This is a genomic window from Rhodococcus globerulus NBRC 14531 (assembly GCF_001894805.1).
Lineage (GTDB): Bacteria > Actinomycetota > Actinomycetes > Mycobacteriales > Mycobacteriaceae > Rhodococcus_F > Rhodococcus_F globerula.
Window position 1 is genome coordinate 1335870 of sequence record NZ_BCWX01000002.1, and the last position, 19978, is coordinate 1355847.

At 61.2% G+C, this 19978-nt stretch carries 17 protein-coding genes; 4 read left to right on the forward strand and 13 right to left on the reverse strand.

All coding sequences use genetic code 11. The annotated features are described in order from the left end of the window. Positions 1-25 precede the first annotated feature (25 nt). Positions 26-598: an NUDIX hydrolase gene (locus tag RG2_RS14700; RefSeq protein WP_033231952.1), complete on the forward strand. Its 573-nt coding sequence runs from the start codon at positions 26-28 to the stop codon at positions 596-598. 169 nt (positions 599-767) lie between these two features. Here the strand turns inward: RG2_RS14700 and arc are convergent, their stop codons facing one another. Then, entirely contained in the window at positions 768-2543 is a 1776-nt protein-coding gene (gene arc / locus RG2_RS14705) for a proteasome ATPase (protein WP_033231951.1), read from the reverse strand. A 192-nt stretch (positions 2544-2735) separates the two neighbouring features. On the opposite strand from arc, the gene RG2_RS14710 reads away from it, so the two are divergent. Continuing rightward, on the forward strand, positions 2736-3254 hold the full coding sequence (locus RG2_RS14710; RefSeq protein ID WP_033231950.1) for a WKL family lipoprotein: 519 nt from the start codon (positions 2736-2738) through the stop codon (positions 3252-3254). A gap of 71 nt (positions 3255-3325) precedes the next feature. On the opposite strand, the gene RG2_RS14715 is transcribed toward RG2_RS14710, so the two are convergent. Next, a complete protein-coding gene (locus RG2_RS14715) occupies positions 3326-4339 on the reverse strand; it encodes a tRNA (adenine-N1)-methyltransferase (RefSeq protein ID WP_045067830.1) in 1014 nt (337 codons plus the stop codon). Positions 4340-4426: 87 nt separating this feature from the next. Here RG2_RS14715 and RG2_RS14720 point away from each other — a divergent pair, with 87 nt between their 5' ends. Next, the gene (locus RG2_RS14720) at positions 4427-5317 is read left to right on the forward strand and encodes a RecB family exonuclease (protein ID WP_080711627.1); all 891 of its coding nucleotides are present in this window, start codon (positions 4427-4429) and stop codon (positions 5315-5317) included. Beyond that, entirely contained in the window at positions 5317-6126 is an 810-nt protein-coding gene (locus RG2_RS14725) for a thioesterase family protein (RefSeq protein ID WP_033231949.1), read from the forward strand. The genes RG2_RS14720 and RG2_RS14725 overlap by 1 nt, the downstream gene beginning before the upstream one ends. 208 nt (positions 6127-6334) lie before the next feature. Here RG2_RS14725 and RG2_RS14730 read toward each other — a convergent pair whose 3' ends face one another. The 11 genes from RG2_RS14730 to metH form a co-directional block, all read right to left on the reverse strand. After that, complete coding sequence (locus tag RG2_RS14730) at positions 6335-6922, reverse strand: GTP-binding protein (protein ID WP_033231948.1); 588 nt, start codon at positions 6920-6922, stop codon at positions 6335-6337. Further along, positions 6903-7277: a DUF742 domain-containing protein gene (locus tag RG2_RS14735; protein WP_033231947.1), complete on the reverse strand. Its 375-nt coding sequence runs from the start codon at positions 7275-7277 to the stop codon at positions 6903-6905. Before RG2_RS14735 ends, RG2_RS14730 begins: the two co-directional genes overlap by 20 nt. Positions 7278-7282: 5 nt before the next feature. Beyond that, on the reverse strand, positions 7283-7699 hold the full coding sequence (locus RG2_RS14740) for a roadblock/LC7 domain-containing protein (protein WP_033231946.1): 417 nt from the start codon (positions 7697-7699) through the stop codon (positions 7283-7285). Beyond that, positions 7696-10518 (reverse strand): HAMP domain-containing sensor histidine kinase, encoded by a 2823-nt coding sequence (locus tag RG2_RS14745; protein WP_230590021.1) that lies wholly within the window; start codon positions 10516-10518, stop codon positions 7696-7698. The genes RG2_RS14740 and RG2_RS14745 overlap by 4 nt, the downstream gene beginning before the upstream one ends. Before the next feature lie 340 nt (positions 10519-10858). Beyond that, positions 10859-11653: an MHYT domain-containing protein gene (locus tag RG2_RS14750; RefSeq protein ID WP_033231944.1), complete on the reverse strand. Its 795-nt coding sequence runs from the start codon at positions 11651-11653 to the stop codon at positions 10859-10861. Positions 11654-12646: 993 nt separating this feature from the next. Then, positions 12647-13498 carry an ATP phosphoribosyltransferase gene (gene hisG / locus RG2_RS14755; RefSeq protein WP_033231943.1) on the reverse strand — a complete coding sequence of 284 codons (852 nt, stop codon included), beginning with the start codon at positions 13496-13498 and terminating at the stop codon, positions 12647-12649. A gap of 72 nt (positions 13499-13570) precedes the next feature. Next, positions 13571-13834, reverse strand: coding sequence for a phosphoribosyl-ATP diphosphatase (locus RG2_RS14760; RefSeq protein WP_003944933.1), 264 nt, complete (start codon positions 13832-13834; stop codon positions 13571-13573). 58 nt (positions 13835-13892) lie between these two features. Beyond that, complete coding sequence (locus tag RG2_RS14765; RefSeq protein ID WP_033231942.1) at positions 13893-14807, reverse strand: pseudouridine synthase; 915 nt, start codon at positions 14805-14807, stop codon at positions 13893-13895. Positions 14808-14811: 4 nt separating this feature from the next. Then, the gene (gene trhO, locus RG2_RS14770; protein WP_033231941.1) at positions 14812-15672 is read right to left on the reverse strand and encodes an oxygen-dependent tRNA uridine(34) hydroxylase TrhO; all 861 of its coding nucleotides are present in this window, start codon (positions 15670-15672) and stop codon (positions 14812-14814) included. A 15-nt stretch (positions 15673-15687) separates the two neighbouring features. Continuing rightward, positions 15688-16386: an HAD family hydrolase gene (locus RG2_RS14775; protein ID WP_033231940.1), complete on the reverse strand. Its 699-nt coding sequence runs from the start codon at positions 16384-16386 to the stop codon at positions 15688-15690. Beyond that, positions 16379-19948 (reverse strand): methionine synthase, encoded by a 3570-nt coding sequence (metH, locus tag RG2_RS14780; protein ID WP_072782539.1) that lies wholly within the window; start codon positions 19946-19948, stop codon positions 16379-16381. The genes RG2_RS14775 and metH overlap by 8 nt, the downstream gene beginning before the upstream one ends. Positions 19949-19978: the final 30 nt, after the last annotated feature.

Sequence of the window (19978 nt, forward strand, 5' to 3'; positions counted from 1 at the left end):
TTGCAGTGGTGGCACAGTAGGAGGAATGCAGCATCCACCTGACACCGACACAAAACGATCAGATGAGGTTGTTGCGGTATACGACCAGTTCGGTAAACCGATCGGCCAGGCGCCTCGCAGCCTTGTCTATCGAGACGGACTCTGGCACGCCAGTTCAGGAGTTCTCGTGCGCTCAACGGACGGCGAGCGCGTGTACGTTCATCGCCGCACTACAAGCAAAGCGGTCTTCGGTGGCCATCACGACTGCATCGCCGGCGGCGTCGTCGACCCCGGTGAATCACCACTCGACACGGCTGTGCGTGAAGTGGGTGAAGAACTCGGAATCTTCGGCACCGAGGACACTCCGTTGGCGCTGACGGAAATCGCCAGAATCTCCTGGGACGGAGAATGGGGCGGTCACGCATTGCGATGTCATTTGTTTGCATTCGAGCTCCGCTACGACGGTCCCGTCATACATCAACCGAGCGAAATTTCCGACGGAGGGTGGTGGACCCTGGCTGAGCTCGACGCGCATCTGAAGGACCCGTCGTGGCCCTTCGTGCCCGATACCCGGGTGTTGTTGGCCGACTACCGATGGAGCCAACTCAGCAGCGAATGATCGGGACAGGTTCGGGTTGGGCGTGCGTATCGGCACACGACCAGCGCTGAGATGTCACATCTGGCCATTTTCGACGCGGTTGTGTGCAGTCAGGATCGAGTTGGCATGCGCTCGAATACAGATCGGGCCGGCACTCTTGCGAGTGCCGGCCCGATTCTGCTGCGGCGTCCTACAGGTACTGGCCCGTGTTGGACTCGGTGTCGATAGCGCGGCTGGCACTGGCGTTCTTGCCGGTGACAAGGGTGCGAATGTAGACGATCCGTTCACCCTTCTTACCCGAAATGCGGGCCCAGTCATCAGGATTGGTGGTGTTCGGCAGGTCTTCGTTCTCGGCGAACTCGTCGACGATCGAATCGAAGAGATGCTGAACCCGCAATCCCGGTGCACCGGTATCGAGTACCGATTTGATGGCGTACTTCTTCGCCCGGTCGACGATGTTCTGGATCATGGCACCGGAGTTGAAGTCCTTGAAGAACAGGACTTCCTTGTCACCGTTTGCGTAGGTGACTTCGAGGAAACGGTTCTCCTCGCTCTCCGCGTACATGCGATCCACAACGCGAACGATCATCGCCTTGAGGCATGCTGCGCGATCGCCACCGAACTCGGCGAGGTCGTCGGCATTGATCGGCAGACCGTCGACCAGGTACTTCGAGAAGATGTCCTGCGCGGATTCGGCGTCGGGACGCTCGATCTTGATCTTCACGTCCAGACGACCCGGCCGCAGAATGGCAGGGTCGATCATGTCCTCGCGGTTGGACGCACCAATCACGATGACGTTCTCTAGGCCTTCCACTCCGTCGATCTCACTGAGCAACTGCGGAACCACTGTCGTTTCCACATCCGAGGAGACTCCTGAACCGCGGGTACGGAAAATGGAGTCCATCTCGTCGAAGAACACGATGACCGGGGTGCCTTCGGACGCCTTTTCGCGGGCCCGCTGGAAAATCATCCGAATGTGGCGTTCGGTTTCGCCGACGAACTTGTTCAGAAGCTCGGGGCCCTTGATGTTGAGGAAGTAGGACTTTGCGTCCTTGCTGTCCTGCCCCCGGGCTTCGGCGATCTTCTTCGCCAACGAATTGGCGACTGCCTTCGCGATCAGGGTCTTACCGCAACCGGGCGGACCGTAAAGCAGTACACCCTTCGGTGGACGCAGTGAGTACTCGTGGAACAGGTCCTTGTGCAGGAAGGGCAGTTCGACGGCGTCCCGGATCTGTTCGATCTGCCGACCGAGGCCACCGATGTCGTCGTAATGCACGTCCGGCACCTCTTCGAGGACCAGATCTTCGACCTCGGCCTTGGGAATACGCTCGAACGCATAACCGGCTTTGGCGTCGACCAGCAGGGAGTCGCCCGGGCGCAGCTTCCTGGTCGGGGAATCGGCGTCATAGGCGATGATGTCGGCCTGGGGATCGGCGAACACCGCTGCCAGGGGCGCAGCGAGCCACACGATTCGCTCTTCGTCGGCGTGCCCGACTACCAGCGCCCGCAAGCCGTCGTCGAGTACCTCACGCAGAGTGCTGATTTCGCCGACCTGCTCGTAACCACCGGCTTCCACGATGGTGAGGGCCTCGTTGAGCCGCACGGTCTGACCCTGAGTGAGCGTGTCGGTGTCGATATTCGGTGAACACGTCAGTCGCATTTTGCGGCCGGACGTGAAAACGTCCACCGTTTTGTCTTCGTGAACTGCGAGCAGCACGCCGTAGCCACTCGGCGGCTGACCGAGTCTGTCGACCTCTTCGCGTAAAGCGATCAGTTGTTGACGGGCCTCCTTGAGAGTGTCCATCAACTTGCCGTTTCGGATTGCGAGCGAGTCAAGTTTCGACTCCAACTCCCGCACCTGCTCCGGCGACTGTGCGAGTTGACGCCGCAGAACCTGCAATTCCACTCGTAACGCGTGAAGCTCTTCTGCTGCCGCAACCGAATCCGGGTTCTCTGTCGAGCTCATATGCGTCTCCTCCCAGTGCGATAGATCAACGCTACCGGCATCGCGGCCCAAGTGTCGCCAGACACGGTGCGCGAGTTCGATTTCACAGCCGCGACTGCCACACCGAGACCGCTCCTGAACCAAAAGTAAGCCATGTTAGCCTTGCCTACAATGCCGAGACAGTGCCTGTCTCCCCCAACGAAAGGTCACGCTGTGATCATCCGCAAGACACTCGTCAGCGCCTGTGCCGTCGCCGCTGTCCTCGCCCTCGGAGCCTGCAGCTCGGACGACAGCTCCGACTCGTCGGCCACGTCCACCTCTGTTGCTGCAACGTCGAGCGCTTCTGCCGCCTCGAGTGCAACGACGTCCGCAGCCGCGGCCGCAGCAGCTCCGACGGCAGACGAGCTGAATGCACAGCTGGTTGCGCTTATCGATCCGGCCAAGCCGATCGCCGAGAAGACCGCCCTGGTGGTCGACGGAACGAACCGTCAGGCCAACATCGAGACCATGGGTACCGCTCTGGGTGGCAACCCGGCGTACAAGATCACCTTCACCGTCGAGAACGTCAAGGTCGACGGCGAGACGGCCACCGCCGACGTTGCAGTGGTGAGCCCGCACGGCGCGATGCCTGCCGCTCCGTGGACGTGGGAACTCGAAGACGGCACCTGGAAGCTGTCCGACACCTCCGCCTGCGTGCTCCTGGAAATGGGCCGCGCTTCCTGCGCCGGATAATTTCTCCGCAAACAAAACGAGCGGCGATCCGATTTTTTCGGATCGCCGCTCGTTTTGTTTGGAGTCAGTGGTTACTTGGCGGCAGTGTTCGAGCCCTTGCCGGCCCGGCGCTGAGGCTTCGGGGTCACAGTGCCCTCGGCCAGACGACGCGCACTGATCAGGAATGCGGTGTGCCCCTGCATGCGGTGCTCGGGACGAACGGCCAATCCGACGACGTGCCAGCCGCGGACGATGGATTCCCACGAGCGCGGCTCGGTCCAGCATTCCTGCTCACGCATCGCCTCGACCACCTTGGACAGCTGCGTCACCGTCGCGACGTACACGATCAGAACGCCGCCGGGAACCAATGCCTTCGACACGGCGGGCAGAACATCCCACGGCGCGAGCATGTCGAGAACCACCCGGTCGACCTTGCCGCCGTGCGCTTCCGGATCGAACTCTGCGAGATCCGCGATCGTCAGTTCCCAGTTCGGCGGACGCTCACCGAAGAACGTCTCGACGTTGCGAACCGCGTGTTCGGCATGATCGTCGCGCACCTCGTACGAGATGACCTTGCCCTCGGGCCCGACCGCACGAAGCAGTGAACACGTCAACGCGCCGGAACCGGCGCCTGCCTCGAGTACCCGGGCACCCGGAAACACGTCGCCCTCGTGGACGATCTGCGCCGCGTCCTTGGGGTAGATAACCTGCGCGCCTCGTGGCATCGACAGCACGTAGTCGACGAGCAGTGGACGCAAGGCGAGGTACGGCGTCCCGTTGACGGACTTGACGACGCTGCCCTCGTCCGCGCCGATGAGGTCGTTGTGCACGATCCCACCCTTGTGGGTGTGGTACTCGCGGTTGGCCTCGAGCACGATCGTGTAGTGCCGTCCCTTGCCGTCGGTCAGCTGGACGCGGTCGCCGACACGGAACGGCCCGGAGGGGCGCTTACCGGGTGCTGTTTCCTCGACCTCTGCAACGACCTCGGCTACTGCCTGGTCGTCTGCTACAGCTACTACAGCGTCGAGTTCCGGTTCGGTGACGGCAGACTGCGCAACCTCATCCAACTCGGTCGTGATTTCTTCGGGTTGCGTATCGTTCACCATGCGTGAGTAATCCCTGTTCGTTTTGCTCCGGCGTCCTCGCCACCGGCCCCGACGGAGTTGTCGGGCCAAGCGTCTAGCCTGCCAGGTGTGAGCTCTGTAGAACTGCCAGCCCCCTCGTTAGCGGGTGGAACATCACACGATCGCCCGCGTAGTCGGCCGGCGCTGTCGCCTTCTCGTGCGGGTGACTACAAACAGTGTCCGCTGCTCTATCGGTTCAGAGCCATCGATCGAATCCCGGAAACACCGACAAGAGCACAGGTCAGAGGCACTGTCGTCCATGCTGCCCTGGAAGCGTTATTTGCGCTACCCACCGGTCAACGGGTTCCGGATCGAGCTGCGGAGTTGGTTCGCCCCGCTTGGGAGCGGGTGAGCGCCGACTCCCCCGACGCGGCCGAGTTGATTACCGACGAGGACCTCGACGGTTTTCTCTCCGAAGTGGGCAAGCTGGTTCAGACTTATTACAGCCTCGAGGATCCGACGCGGTTCGACGCACAAGCCTGCGAGGTGTACGTCGAGACCGAACTCGAGAACGGCGTTCGACTTCGCGGATTTGTCGATCGCATCGACGTCGCCCCCACCGGCGAAGTGCGCGTCGTCGATTACAAGACCGGCAAGGCCCCGCGAGAATTCACGGAGTCCAAAGCGCTGTTCCAGATGAAGTTCTACGCACTGGTCCTACTGCGTACTCGCAAGATCGTGCCCGCTCAACTCAAGCTGATCTACCTGGCGTCGGGATCGATCCTCACATACACCCCCGATCACGACGAACTGGTGCGTTTCGAGCGGACATTGTCCGCTATCTGGAAGGCAATACTGGCGGCAGGTGCAACGGGAGACTTCCGACCCAAGCCTGGCAAACTGTGCGACTGGTGCGATCACAAGGCCCTCTGCCCCTCGTTCGGCGGCACACCGCCGCCGTATCCTGGGTGGCCGGACTTGCGGGACGCAGAAGTTGTTGCGGCAAAGGAGAATACGTAATGGCAGACACTTCGTACTACCAGTTCTTGGGCACTACCGCTGAAGGCCACGAACGCTTCGCGACTACGCAGGCAACGGTCAGTATCTGGGGTCCGACGCTCCAACACGGCGCTCCCCCGTCGGCACTGTTGGTGCGTGCACTCGAGCGCTGTGGCGCCCGCGAGGGAACTCGTCTGACTCGGGTGGTCGTGGAGATTCTCGGGCCGATCCCGATTGCCGACATCGAGGTTCGCTCGTGGATCGAACGACCCGGTCGCAGAATCGAATTGATCGTCGCCGAATTGTGGGCAACCGCGCCCGACGGATCGTCACGGGCCGTGGCACGTGGTACGGCGTGGCGCATGGAAACCGCAGACACCACCGACGTTCTCCACGTGGTCGATCCACCGCTGGAACCGCGCGAAACCGGCACGCCGGGTGTACTGGGCGGCATGTGGAACATCGGCTATCTCGAGACTCTCGATTGGTCGTGGATTGCCGAAATTGGTTGCGAGGGAACAGGAAAGGTGTGGGCACGGCCGAAGCCCGTATTGGTCGAGGGTGAAGAGATGACAGCCCTGGAGAGGCTGTTTGCGATTGCCGACATCTCCAACGGCGTCGGAGCGAAACTCGACCCCGCGCACTGGACGTTCCTGAACACCGATCTGACGGTGCACATCTTCCGGGTTCCCGAGGGCGAATGGGTCGGGGTTTCCGCGGAAACCACCACCGGACCCGATGGCGTCGGAATGTGCGCCGGAGTGCTCTACGACGAGCAGGGTGCAGTCGGGCGCATCGCCCAGACCTTGCAGATTCGTGCCCGCTCCTGATTGCCGCAAGCGAGACAGCGGCGCGTCGACTATCTACGCCGGTCGACTTCGACGGCCACACAAATTAGGGGACCGACGACGCCGGCAAAACGCCAACTGCAACATCGACACTTACATATCGATCATACATGTAAACATTGCGATGTGGTAACCAACTGGTCAGTAACCTCTGACGCCGGTCACTCCGTTCGGGAGCGATAGCGCAAAGTTAAGCGGGCGCAGTGGCAGCAAGACGTGCGAGCGAGTATTCCGTGACGGTGATCAATGCCTGCACCGCGGACGCGCGGTCGCGGGCATCAATCTCGATCATGGGGATTTGGTCGGATAACGCCAGCGCCTGACGAAGATCGTGTGCCGAGTGAATCGGGGCTCCGTCGAAACGGTTGACTGCCACGATGAACGGCAAGCCGCGGGCTTCGAAGAAGTCGACAGCAGCAAAGCTGTCTTCGAGACGACGCGTGTCGATGAGGATGACTGCTCCGATAGCGCCGGTGATCAGGTCGTCCCACATGAACCAGAATCGCCGCTGGCCCGGTGTGCCGAACAGATAGAGAACCAGGTCGTCGGCCAGCGTAATGCGGCCGAAATCCATTGCGACTGTTGTGGTGTCCTTGTTCGGTGTCGCGCCGAGGTGGTCGATGCCGTCACTGGCGTCGGTCACCATCGCTTCCGTGCGCAGGGGGACGATTTCGGAGACCGTCCCGACAAGCGTGGTCTTTCCGACGCCGAATCCTCCGGCAACTACTATTTTTGTCGATGTGACGCGAGATGGCGCGTCAGAGTGCCCGAAGTCCACGGAGGGTCCTTTCGATCAGGTCGAGGCGTTCGACCGCAGTCGCATCGCTTCGCAGAGTGGCTTGCACTTCCAATGCCCCGGCAACAACAAGATCTGCGACCAGGACCCGAGCCACCCCGATCGGAACCCCGAGGTATGCCCCGATTTCCGCGATCGAGATTCGCTGCCCGCAGAGAGCGACAATCGACGCGCGAATGTCCTCGGGTGCAAGGCTTTTTGCGATGGCATCCTCTACCGTTGCGACGATCGCTTCGAGCGGAAGGTCGATGGACGGCTTCGTCCTGCCTTCGGTGAGTGCGTACGGTCGAACGAGACTCGGTTCAGGATCAACGTGCTCGGAGTGATGATGTGGCATTGAGTTCACATATCCCGACCTGATCTGGGAGCGATGTCCATGGTTGTTCCGACGCGATCGACCAGGGTTGCCATTTCGTAACCGATCTGACCGATGTCGCATCCCGCAACGGCAAGTGCAGCGAGGTAGGCCCCGCTACCGACGCCCATGAGGAGGAGGTACCCGTTCTCCATCTCGACCACCGATTGCAGAACGGCACCGCCGTCGAACAACCGTGATGCACCGGCGGAGAGGCTGGCGAGTCCCGAAGTCACAGCGGCCAATTGATCAGCTCGATCGAGCGGAAGGTGGGTGCTCGCAGCACTCAACAATCCGTCAGCCGAGACGATGATCGCGTGGCTCACTCCCGGCACGTCTCGGGCGAAACCCGACACCAACCAGTCGAGTGCGCGAGGAGTTTCTGGGGCTCCGACAGTACTCACTGTTCTCCTTCGTCTTCCTGCACATGCGTGGTCGAGTGCAGGGATGTGGTGTTCTCACTGTTAGCGTGCCGCCGTCCGCGGCTGACGCCGGATTGGTAGTCGCTCCATCCCCGTCTGATGTACTCCGGCTCGGTGCTCTTACGGTGGGATCCGGAACGGAAAGTGGCAGTAGTGGTTCCAACCGTTCCGGGAACCAACCGCGCACCGCGGTCCCTCATCGGGAGACCCGAATCGGAGATCCTGGTGACGGGCATGTCCGTTGACGCGCGGGCAGCAACCCAACCCTCGTCTGCTTCGGTTGTCCAGATGATTCCGCTTGCGGCACTGGAGTTGTCGTCTGTGGGATCGACCAGCCACTCGGACACCATCCGGGCAAAGATCGGGGATGCAATCGGTGGAGTCTCGGAGGTAGCGTCGGGAGCATCCGCGCCGAATACACCCACACGCGGCGGTGTCGAATCGCGCGGGCGGGAGGAGAAGAACGCCGCCGTGTTGGTCGGATTGGGGGCGCCGAACAGGTGCCTCGGCGCAGGTTCTCGGGCGGCGGACACGCTGGTATCCGGTTGAGTGGCAGTAGTTTCCGGGCCGGCTGGCGTTGTAGCTGCCGGTTCGGTGGCGAGGGTGCTACCAATGCCGGGTACCCCACTGTTCCCTGGAGTGCGGCGAGGAAGCGTATTCCCCGCGGGAAGCGCACTGGCGTGCGGCTGTGAAACGACTGCAGCGGGAGCGCCTGAAACAGGTGGCGGCAAGGTGACCGCACTGATGTTTCGAGGTTGACTGTTTCGAGGTTGGCTGTTTCGAGGTTGACTGTTTCGAGGTTGGCGCTGCGGCAACCCGCTCGCTGATACTGCCGGTGCATCAGCCGCCGGACTTTCGGGGCGATCGACAGTCACCTGAGAAGCTGTACGGACCGGAGCAACACGCGGCGCCATCGGCGTTCGAACCACATTGTCGCGTGGTGCGTCGAGCAGTGCCACCGGCAAGTGAACCATGGCGGTAATGCCACTGTGTTCGGATGTGCTGCCCGACGGGCGTAGACGCACTGAAATATTGTATCGACGGCTGATACGACTGATGACAAAAAGTCCCATGTGGCGGGCGGTATCTGGGCTCATCTCGCCTCCCGAAGACAGGCGCCTATTGGCGTCGAGTAGTTCGGCCGACGACATTCCGATACCGAGATCGGCAATCTCCACCAGCACGGAACCGTCGTTCGTGCGTGCGGCGTCGATCGTCACCGTTGTTTCGGGCGGCGAGTAGCGCAGAGCATTATCGAGGAGTTCGGTGATGAGGTGCACGACATCTGCACTGGCCTGGCCACTGACAACAGCAGACAGAATCTGTCCGAGTTCGACACGCAGATAGTCTTCGACTCCGGAAACCGAAGCGCGTAGAGCGTCGGCAAGAGCGATCGGTGCGGTTCGTACGCGTCGCCCTTCGGTGCCGGACAGGATCAGGAGATTGTCGCTGTTGCGTCGCATTCGGGCGGCAATGTGGTCGAGACGAAAGAGATTCTCGAGGCGATTCGGGTCGTCTTCGTCTTGTTCAAGTTGCTCGATGAGACCGAGTTGCTGTTCGACGAGGGACTTGTTGCGGCGGGAGAGCGTTTCGAACATGTCGTTGACCTGGCGACGGAGTGTTGCCTGCTCGCCGGCCAAAGTGATGGCCTGCCCGTGCATGTCGTCTACAGCGCGTGCGAGTTGCCCGATTTCCTCGTGGGTGTGAACAGGTACTCGAGGTACTTCGAGGTCGCTTACCTTCTCGCCGGCGCGGATTCTTTCGATCGCCTCGGGTAGTCCCCGTCGCGCTGCGTGGAGAGCGGCAAATCGCAGGCGTCGGATGGGTTCGACCAGCGAGCGGCTGATGATCAGCGCGAGAACAAGGGCTGCGAGGACAGCGCCGAGAACGAGCGCGGTGTCTCGAAGGGCGGCGGATCGGGCCGAGTTGGCTTCGGTGCCCACTGTCGCGGCGAACTTGCTTGATGCCGCGTTGGCCAACGTGTCGTAATGATCACGACTTGTCTGCAGCCCGACGTCGATCTGGCTGCTCAGCGGGGACGTCGATACTGTGGCACCGATTTCGTCGACGCGCCCCTGTGCGGACGCGCGAAGTGCGTTCACAGCGGCGACGGTATTCAGAGAGCTCTCCGAATCATCGCGCGGGAGCACTACACCGCGCAGCGCCGCGAGTTCTGCGCCCGCAACGCCAACCAAAGCGGTTCGAGCTTGCTGATCGAGGCGCCCGGAACCGAACAGAATGCGCTGGTCGGCGAATGCTCGGCGAGCTGACCACAAGGCAGAGAACTCGCCTCCACTCTGACGCATGACCGGCTGCGGGGAATCGCGCATGATGTCGGCGAATATGGTCCAGATGTCGATGGATGCTTCGTTGACGCGGGTGACCAGTCGAGCGGGTGCGACTGCGCCGGCGGAAACTTCGTCGATGATCGACTGGCTGTTCTCCAGAGCGCGGGTGACCTGGTCACCGATTTCCCCGTCGGTGTGGAACATTCGACCGGCCGCGGCGAACTCTGCCATGGCCGCTGTCGTTGCTGCCGTGGCGGTCTCGAGTTCGGTGCCGGAGGAGGACGCGACTGCAAGGTCGTCGAGAGCCTCTTCGAGCCGGAGAGCCGCAGGGGAAGCAAGCACGCGTTCCGAGGACGACGTCAGTTTTGCAGCAGTGGAAAGCTCGCCCTGGATCCGAAGTGCGCCGAGCAGGATGGCAACGAGCATCGGAACTGCAAAGACGGCGACAACCTTCCAACCTAGGCGCCATTCGCCGATCGACCACCACGAGGTTGTGTGTGCATCGTGTTTCATGCGGACCAATGCCTCTTCGCGTCTGCTATTAAAGTCTGTCAACCCCCCGATCAGGGAATCGCCCGAGCTCCTTCGACTACGTGCAATCGAAGGAAAGCGATTGAACGGTAACAGAATGATCTTTATCGCATTGCGCCGATAGTCCCTATTGTCCAGATTTTTTGTCTGCTATGTAGGTTTTATGTCCATTTTCAAGGCACGACGATAGGGATCAGCGGGCGACACCGACATTGAGATTGAAATCAACCTCATGTCAGCACCGCCCGACTAAAGATGGATGAGGCCCGAAAAGTCACATCCGAAAATCTGTTCGGCGAGGCCCTGACCTGAATCCTTCGGTTCAGTCTCTCACTGCAAATTCCCGCGCTTCCGATGCCAATTCATCGGCAGCGGAATCCATATGTGCGGTCACAGGATCCGGAGCGGTCAAGACTGCCACAATCGGAATAGCCAGTGCCAAGAGACCGAGCACGAAGACGGGAAACAGAAACGAGAACACCTCGAGACCCTCGGGAGTAGTTGCCGACGGATCGTGAACAACTTCTACAGCGGCCATTCCCGTGTAGTGCATGCTGACTACTGCAACGCCCATGATCACGCCGGCGAATAAACGCAGCACCGTGGATTCCACAATCATCGTGAACCACAACGCAACGGTGCCGGCAACGACGGCAATCAGGAGCGAGAGTGCGACAAAGTACACGTCGTAGTGAATCTCGCCCTGAAAGCGCAAGGCGCGCATACCTGTGTAGTGCATGACATTGACCGCGACGCCCATGACGAGGCCACCGGCGAGGAGTCGACTCAACCGGAACTCGGTGCCGATGATCACCAATCCGACGAAAACCGCGGTCACGGAAATCAGTGCCGAGACCACTGTCCACATCAGGCTGTATCGAATGGGGCTTCCCGGCACGGAGAACCCGAGCATCGCGATGAAGTGCATCAACCATATGGCGACACCACCGATCGACAGTGCAGCCATGAACAACCAGCGCATCCGCGATTCGCGGGTCGTGGCATTCATGGAATGACGCGTGCACGCCAAGCCGATAACCGATCCGGCGACGGAAACAACGAAGGCGAGTGCGAGCAGCCAGATTCCCATCGAGAAGTGGTGCATTTCATCCGACATGCCAGATCCTTAGGATTGTTGTTGACACTTTCAATTGATGCACTCTCTCACAGAGATTTCAGGTGGCAGCAGTACCACTACCAGACGAGGCGCAGCGTGCAGGACAATCACGATGTGCTGATTCGATAATCGATTGTCGAAGAAACGAGCAATACCGATGCCGCTTCGTAACGACTTCTCGCCCACGCGGACAAATTGCGGCGAATTCGCCCGCTACTCGTGGACTCAATGCTCGAATGTTTGAGTGTGATTGGCACCACATTCCGTTGTGGCTATCGAATTCCAATTTCTGCACGTATATCGAATCGTCCGAAGGCTATTACTCACGCCCAATTCTGCTCAACTGGAACGAAGAGCAACGACCATTTGTGATAACGACCGCCGCCGTGATGGTGCGGCTAATTCAAACGACGGAAGAGAATTGGGGATGACCACGATAGAGACTGCGGCCACACGCCCACCACATCTATCGGGCGCTCGAACATGGCATTGGCCAATTCGATCCCTGCTTCTCAAGCCTTCCATCAAGATCTTGAATTGCGTTCAGCCCCATAGCGATTCGACGCCGATCATTGGTCTAGTTGGTCACATCCGGCACTGGGTGGCCGTGACTACAGACCGGATGGCCGTTAGACAGCCACCGATCGACCCGGCAACACGTCAAGTCTCGAACAGTGGGCGATGCAGACTCTCGGCGACCTCCGGATTCGAGTGGCGTTACCGCCTGCTCCACATCGCAAGCCTAGGATTGCGGGTCGAGTCGGATACGCCCAATGGCGACAAGACCCGTCGCCCGGCCGCGCGACGCGACAACGCACTGCATGCTTGTTGTAAGACCATTCTCGTAGACAAGATGGACGCTCTCAGTTTGCTGCGTTGAATGACCTGACACACACAGGCACTACAGACGAGGGCGGTATGCGTCCAGGCGATACAGATTCGCGCCCGTTCCCGATGTTCCGGAACGGGCGCGAATACACGAGAACTAACTGATCAGAACGCGCGTACCGAACGAATGTTGGACGCAAGAATGGCCCGGGCGCCAAGTTCAGCGAGAGCATCCATTACCTGGTTGTGTCCCTTGATGGGAACCATGGCGCGCACGGCGACCCATTCCGGATCGGCCAGCGGAGACAGAGTCGGAGATTCCATGCCCGGCGTCATCTTGATTGCTTCGTCGAGAATGCCGCGCGGGCAGTCGTAGTCGATCATCAGGTTCTGCTGAGCGAACACGATTCCGCGAACCCGCTCGATCAACTGGTTACGGGCCGCGTCGTCCTGCGGGGCGCCGGTGCGCTCGATCAGGACACCTTCCGAGTCGCACAGAGAATCGCCGAAGGCAACAAGGTTGTGCTGACGAAGCGTGCGGCCGGAACCGACCACGTCGGCGATGGCGTCGGCGACACCGAGCTGGATCGAGATCTCCACGGCGCCGTCGAGGCGGATGACGGAAGCGTCGATGCCGCGAGCGGCGAGGTCACTGCGAACCAGGTTCGGGTACGACGTCGCAATACGGAGGCCGGCAAGATCTTCGACGGTCCAGTCCTTGCCGGCAGGTGCGGCGTAACGGAAGGACGAGCGACCGAAACCGAGCGCCAAACGCTCCGAAACCGGTGCACCGGAATCTCCGGCGAGGTCACGACCGGTGATGCCCAGATCGAGTTCACCCGATCCGACGTAGATGGCAATGTCCTTGGGGCGCAGGAAGAAGAACTCGACCTGGTTGGAGGGGTCCAGAACAGTCAGGTCGCGGGAATCGGTGCGACGACGGTAGCCCGCTTCGCTGAGGATTTCGGCGGCGGACTCGGACAGCGAACCCTTGTTGGGAACTGCGACGCGCAACATCAGTGAACGTCCTTTCGGAAGGTGTGGTCAGACGTGGGAAAAGGGAACCGGAATTGTCGGGTCAGATCCTCTTCACAGATGTCGGTACACGTCTTCGAGGGTCAGCCCGCGGCCGACCATCAACACCTGAGTCCAGTACAAGAGCTGAGAAATTTCTTCGGCTAGCTGCTCATCGCTCTGGTACTCCGCAGCGATCCACACTTCACCGGCTTCCTCGATGACCTTTTTGCCCTGTGCGTGAACACCGGCATCGAGGGCGGCGACGGTGCCGGACCCCTCGGGACGGGTGGCAGCACGCTCGGTCAACTCGGCGAACAAGGATTCGAAGGTCTTCACAGGTAGCTATTCTTTCACGAGTGCGGAACGGATTTTCACAGGCCTACAGGCTGGCCCGTCACAAGCCCTGATCGAGAGCGCGTGTGCTGACGAACCGGCGAGTGTGGCCGGTGATCGGGTCCGGGTATTCCAGTGCCCGGGCGAGGAGTCGCAACGGTGTGGAGAAGTCACCAGGTACCGCCGGACGGTAGTGCGGGTAGTAGTTGTCACCGACGATGGGAATGCCCATCGAGTTCAGATGCAGTCGCAGTTGGTGGGTGCGCCCGGTTTTCGGGAACATCCGGTATCGACCGAGCGTGCTACCAGCAGAATCAGTGAGTAGCTCGACCAACTCGACTCGGGTTTCACTGTTCGGTTCGCCCTCGACTTCGGTGGCGGTCATCTCCCCGTGCACCTTGTTGATCCGGCTACGGACGATGCGTGGAAACGTCAATTCGGGATCGAATCCCGCGATGGCTTCGTACTCCTTGACGATCTTCTGCTCCGCGAAGAGTTCCTGATAAGGCCGTCGCAGGTCCGGAGTCACGGTGAACACGATGACACCGGCGGTCATGCGGTCCAGTCGATGTACCGGCGCCAGATCAGGGAGATGAAGGTCACGACGCAGACGGACGACCGCGCTTTCGACGATGTGCGCGCCGCGCGGGATGGTCGCGAGGAAGTGCGGTTTGTCGATGACCAGGATCTGCTCGTCGCGGTACAGGATCTCGATCTCGTGCGGGACCGGGATTTCGGGTGGTGGTTCGCGGTAGAAGTAGACGAAGCGGGTGGGCTGATACGGAGTCTCGCTCGAAATGATCCGCCCGTGCTCGTCGACAACGTCACCAGCAGCGACGAGGGCGTTCCACAGCTCGTGCTCGCCGGGAAACTCACCGACCAGAAACTCGAGGACGGTACGCGCGTCGGATGTCCGGGGCATCCGCAACCGATCCGGCCCGAGCCCGTCTCGGATCGGTAGCGGAGCCTTTGGCACGCCTCTAGACCTGTTCGAGATCGGGTGAGCAACTCTCGCACAGCAATTCGAGGGTCCTTCCGTCTCCGTCGATTCTGTTACGGAAGCGCGGCGTCGGCGTTCCACAGTCGACACACACACCGAGAACCTTTGCCTCGGGCGAGAATTCGATGTTCATCCGCTTGTCGAAGACGTACAACGATCCGTCCCACAGGCCCTTGTCGCCGAACGTCTCGCCGTAACGCACGATCCCGCCGTCAAGTTGGTACACCTCACCGAAACCGCGTGAGCGCATCAACGACGACAACACTTCGCAGCGCACTCCCCCAGTGCAATAGGTGACCACTGCCTTGTCCTTGAGGTGGTCGTACTTGCCGCTGTCGAGTTCGCTGACAAAATCCCGTGTTGTTGTCACGTCCGGAACAACGGCGTCGCGGAAGCGTCCGATTTCGGCCTCGAAGGCATTACGGCCGTCGAAGAAGACAACATCGTCACCGCGGTTGTCGACCAGTTCGTGCAGTTCCTTCGGTGCCAGGTGGACGCCGCCGCCCACCACACCCTTCTCATCGACCGCGAGTTCGTCGGGCGCACCGAACGTCACGATCTCGCTGCGCACCTTGACGGACAAGCGCGGGAAATCGTTGCCGAGTCCGTCCGACCACTTGATGTCGGCCATGCGGAACGGTTCGTACCCGCGGGTGCCACGCACATACCGCTTGACGTCCTCGATATCGCCGCCCACCGTCGCGTTGATTCCGTGCTGCGAGATCAGGATTCGGCCGGTCAGATTGTTCGACTCGGCGAGGCTGTGCTGCCACAACCTGATCGCTTCGGGATCGGCCAACGGCGTGAACTGGTAGAACAGAACAATTTTCGGAATGGACACTTTTGCTACACCAGCCTAACGTGCCGCACGCGCATGAACGTCGTGGAGATGATGAATCGACAAGTCCGTCAACGACTCCCGGAAGATACGTCCCGGCCCCGCCGGAACATCGACTTCACAGGGAACAACAAGCACGCCGCAGCCCGCAGCGGTGGCCGCAGCCGTGCCTGTCGGCGAATCCTCGATCGCCAGACATTGTGACGGTTCCAAACCGAGAAGCGCAGCACCCCTCAGATACGGATCCGCGGCAGGCTTGCCGTTGGCTACCTCGTCGCCGCAGACGCTGTGGTCGAAGAACTCTCGTCCGAGCATCCCGAGTGCGCGATCGACCAGTACCCGCTCGGTATTGGTGACCAGAGCCGAGAGAAGTCCCCCGTCGCGAACAATCGCCAGTGCATCCTGCGCGCCGGGACGCCAGGTCACACCGTCCTCGAACAGATCGCCGACGCGGGCGTACATCCAGTCCTTGGCCTCGGCGACTGCCTCCGGGTGCTGCTCGAGCCCCAGCGAATCGAACACCGTTGCCAGGGCAAACGGGCTCGACGCGCCGATGACGGCAACGCGCGTCGCCTCCGTCATCGGCCCGCCCAGGCGTAGCGACAGCTCACGCAGCGCAACGTCCCACAACTTCTCCGAATCGAGCAAGGTGCCGTCCATGTCCCACAGGACACCACCCAGCGTCGTCTCGGATACCTCGGTCAACAACTCAGACATTGAAGTACTTGGCTTCCGGGTGGTGCAGGACAAATGCGTCGGTGGACTGTTCCGGATGCAACTGCAGTTCCTCCGAGAGGTGGACGCCGATGCGCTCCGGCTCGAGCAACGCGACCAACTTGGCGCGGTCCTCGAGATCCGGGCAGGCCCCGTATCCGAAGGAGTAACGCGCGCCGCGGTATTCGAGGTCGAAGTAGCCGGACACGTCGGTGGGATCCTGCTCGGCAACCGAATGGCCGCCAGGCAGAACCAGTTCTTCACGAACCCGGCGATGCCAGTACTCGGCAAGCGATTCCGTCAGCTGAACTCCGATGCCGTGAACTTCGAGGTAGTCACGGTACGAATTCGACGCGAACAGCTCGTTCGCGAAGTCCGCGATCGGCTGCCCCATCGTGACCAACTGGAACGGGAGAACGTCGACCTGGCCGGTCGCTTCTGCTTCCTTACGCGAGCGCACGAAGTCCGCGATGCACAGGAAACGGTCCCGGTGCTGACGCGGGTACGTGAACCGGAATCGTTCCGGCGCATCCGGTTTCGGCTCGGTGAGCACGATGACGTCATCACCCTCGGACACCGCCGGGAAGTAGCCGTAGACCACGGCGGCGTGCGCGAGAATGCCCTCGGCCGTCAACCGGTCCAGCCAGTACCGCAGTCGCGGCTTGCCTTCGGTTTCGACCAACTCTTCGTACGTCGGACCGTCGCCCTTACGCTGACCACGAAGTCCCCACTGCCCCAGGAACAGTGCGCGCTCGTCGAGCAGACCGGCGTACTCGGACAGTGCCACGCCCTTGACGATGCGGCTCCCCCAGAACGGCGGGGCCGGAACAGGGATGTCGACTGCAACATCGGACCGTTCCGGCAGAACAACGGGAGCTGCTTCGGCCTTACGCTTTTCGGCGATCCGCTTGGAACGCTCATGACGAGCCTTCCGCTCGGCAACCTTCTCGCGCGCGGCGATCGCCTCAGGGCTGTCCGGCGCGGGTCCGCCGCCACGCTTTTCGGTCATGATCTGATCCATCAGATTCAAACCCTCGAAAGCGTCGCGTGCGTAACTCACGGTTCCGTCGTACACCTCTTGAAGGTCGTTCTCGACGTACGAACGCGTCAGCGCGGCACCGCCCAGCAACACCGGGAACTGTTCCGAGACACCGCGAGAGTTCAGTTCCTTGAGGTTGTCCTTCATGACCACTGTCGACTTCACGAGCAGTCCGGACATGCCGATGACATCGGCCTTGTGCTCGATCGCAGCATCGAGAATGGTCGCGATGGGCTGCTTGATGCCGAGGTTCACGACGTCGTAACCGTTGTTACTCAAGATGATGTCGACAAGGTTCTTGCCGATATCGTGGACGTCGCCCTTGACCGTCGCAATGACGAGGCGACCCTTGCCGTCGTCGTCCGTCGCTTCCATGTGGGGCTCGAGGAACGCAACTGCCGCCTTCATGACCTCGGCGGACTGCAGAACGAACGGCAACTGCATCTGTCCGGAACCGAACAGTTCACCGACGGTCTTCATGCCCGAAAGCAGTGTCTCGTTGATGATTTCGATCGGGGACTTGACCGTCATCGCTTCGGTGAGATCGTCGTCGAGGCCATTGCGCTCGCCGTCGACGATGCGACGCTCGAGGCGATCGAACAATGGCAGACCGGCAAGTTCCTGAGCGCGTGACTCACGGGCAGACGCTGCCGAGACACCCTCGAACAGTTCCATCAACTTCTGCAGGGGGTCGTACCCTTCGCTGCGACGGTCGTAAACCAGGTCGAGTGCGGTCACACGCTGTTCTTCCGGGATCCGTGCCATCGGCAGGATCTTGGAGGCGTGCACGATCGCGGTGTCGAGGCCGGCCTCGGTGCATTCGTGCAGGAACACCGAGTTGAGCACCTGCCGGGCGGCGGGGTTCAAGCCGAAGGAAATGTTGGAAATACCCAGTGTGAAGTGCAGTTCCGGGTACGCGGCCTTGAGCTGACGGATCGCTTCGATGGTCTCGATGCCGTCGCGGCGCACTTCTTCCTGACCGGTGGAGATCGGGAAGGTGAGAGCGTCGACGATGATGTCGGACTCTGCGAGACCCCAGTTGCCTGTGATGTCCTCGATCAGGCGCTTGGCGATCGCGACCTTGGTCTCGGCCGTACGCGCCTGGCCCTCCTCGTCGATGGTCAACGCGACAACGGCTGCGCCGTGCTCCTTGACCAGCGTCATGATCTTGTGGAAACGAGACTCGGGACCGGCGCCGTCCTCGTAGTTGACGGAGTTGACGGCACAACGTCCACCGAGGTGCTCGAGTCCGGCCTGCAGAACCGCAGGTTCGGTGGAGTCGAGCATGATCGGCAGCGTCGACGCCGTTGCCAACCGGCTGGCGAGTGCGGACATGTCGGCAGCGCCGTCGCGGCCCACGTAGTCGACGTTGAGGTCGAGCATGTGCGCGCCGTCGCGAGTCTGATCCTTCGCGATGTCCAGGCACTTCTGGTAATCCTCGGACAGCATTGCTTCACGGAAAGCCTTGGAGCCGTTGGAGTTCGTGCGCTCACCGATCATCAGGATGCTGGCGTCCTGTTCGAACGGGACAGCCGAGTACAACGACGACGTGCTGGCCTCGTGAATCGGGGTGCGCTGCGCCTTCTCCACGAGGCGAACCGCGTCGGCGACTGCCCTGATGTGGTCTGGGGTGGTTCCGCAGCAGCCACCAACCATGCCGAGACCGAATTCGGAGACGAATCCGCTGAGGGCTTCGGCCAATTCGTCTGCGGTCAGCGGGTACTCGGCACCATTGGGGCCGAGCTGCGGCAAGCCGGCGTTCGGCATGACGGAGACCGGCAGCGTCGAGTACTTGGACAGATGGCGAAGGTGCTCGCTCATCTCTGCCGGACCGGTTGCGCAGTTGAGTCCGATCATGTCGATGCCGAGCGGCTCGAGTGCCGTCAACGCGGCACCGATCTCGCTGCCGAGGAGCATGGTTCCGGTGGTCTCGACCGTCACGTGCGTGATGATCGGAATCCGCAAGCCCAACTGTTCCATCGCCCGCTGACTGCCGAGAATCGCAGCCTTGACCTGAAGGAGGTCCTGGCAGGTCTCGACGAGGATGGCGTCGGCGCCGCCTTCGATCATGCCGAGGGCGGATTCGGTGTACGCGTCACGCAGGATGGCAAACGGGGCGTGGCCCAGGCTGGGCAGCTTGGTTCCCGGGCCCATCGAGCCGAGAACAAAGCGGGCCATACCGTCGCGGCCTGGCCCCATCTCGTCAGCTACCTCACGAGCGAGGGCAGTGCCCTTCTCGGAAAGCTCACGGATTCGATGCGAGATGTCGTAGTCGGCGAGGTTGGGCAGGTTGCACCCGAAAGTGTTGGTCTCGACAGCATCGGCACCGGCGGCAAAGTACGCGCGGTGGATGTCTTTGAGCACGTCGGGGCGGGTGTCGTTGAGGATCTCATTGCACCCCTCGAGTCCGAGGAAATCATCTAGTGTGAGGTCCGCGGCCTGCAACATGGTGCCCATCGCTCCGTCGCCGATGACAACGCGCTGATTCAACGCATCAAGCAGGGCAGAGTTAAATGGGGCAGACATGCCGTCCAGAGTAGTGGGCGCTCTCCGATG